This window comes from Nocardioides oceani, from assembly GCF_030412965.1.
In the GTDB taxonomy this organism is placed as follows: domain Bacteria; phylum Actinomycetota; class Actinomycetes; order Propionibacteriales; family Nocardioidaceae; genus Nocardioides; species Nocardioides oceani.
Map to the genome: position 1 here is coordinate 1 of NZ_JAUHJQ010000234.1, position 234 is coordinate 234.

The 234-nt window shown below is 74.4% G+C and carries 1 pseudogene; it reads left to right on the forward strand.

Annotation, left to right across the window (positions count from 1 at the left end):
• Positions 1–234, forward strand: a pseudogene (locus tag QWY28_RS23885) (hypothetical protein); the annotation flags it as partial.

A 234-nucleotide genomic window follows, 5' to 3' on the forward strand; every position in this document is an offset into this window, starting at 1 on the left:
CGCGCTGGAGCGCCACGGCCAGGACGTCATCGTCGACGCAGGCCGGCTCGGCCTGGCCGGCTGGCCCCCGCCGCTGATCGCCGCCTCCGACCTGACCCTCTTGATCACCCGCAGCTCGTTGCCGGCCCGGGCCGGCGCCACCAGCTGGGCCAAGACGTTGCGCACGCAGTTCGCCGGGGTCGGTGGCTTGTCCCGGCTTGGGGTCCTTCTCGTCGACGAGGAGCGACGCTGGCC